The organism is Oleiphilus sp. HI0080, assembly GCF_001635135.1.
Genome location: NZ_LWFU01000111.1, coordinates 1 through 677, shown reverse-complemented (window position 1 = coordinate 677; position 677 = coordinate 1). Strand labels below are relative to the sequence as shown.

Below are 677 nucleotides of genomic sequence, written 5' to 3'. Positions count from 1 at the left end.
AACCTTTCTGAATACGCTCGTTAGGACCAGAAATATCTATTTTTGCTCGAAGATTATCAGCAAAGCCGCCGTCGATGCCGCCAAAACTCATATCACGAATGAACAAGCTGCCCGCATCAACGTATTCAAATTCGCCGATGGTATGCTTCGTCTCGATATCGATAGTGAGCCCAGCCTGCCCCCTGATATTGTTTAACGCCACTTCATCAAGAGGTTGGAGTTCCGCCACGACGATACCTGACGCGCTTGCAATCGCAACGCACAGCGCCGTCTTTTTGGCTTGAGCTTTCATCGAGATCATGTTGGACAACTTTATCAACGGTTCATTTATTTTTATGTTCTAAGCGTCAACTTGAGGAAGAGCAGAGGCTGCACGCTGTTACAAACTTTAACATAAACCGCGATTACTTAGCCATATAGAGTGAAGTGAGTGAGATCAAGTGTGTGACAAAGATCTCACTCGAGGGTGTGGAGGCTAGGCTGGTCTAAGCATTCCTCTATCTTGGATAAAGGCAATAATCGTATCAACGCCCTGCTTCGTGTTCATATTGGTAAAAATGAAGGGTTTATCGCCTCGCTGCGCTGTAGCATCACGCTCCATCACTTCAAGAGAAGCGTTTACCTGCTGAGCAAGATCAATCTTATTAATAATCAATAAGTCAGATTTGGTAATACCA

At 44.9% G+C, this 677-nt stretch carries 2 protein-coding genes; both read right to left on the bottom strand.

Going from position 1 to position 677, the window contains the following annotated elements; all coding sequences use genetic code 11:
• Positions 1–301, bottom strand: a 301-nt coding sequence (locus A3751_RS01425) for a DUF6160 family protein (RefSeq protein WP_197466089.1), incomplete at its 3' end; no start/stop codon positions are given.
• A gap of 174 nt (positions 302–475) precedes the next feature.
• On the bottom strand, positions 476–677 hold a 202-nt coding region (locus A3751_RS01420; RefSeq protein WP_304438991.1), incomplete at its 5' end, for a GTP-binding protein.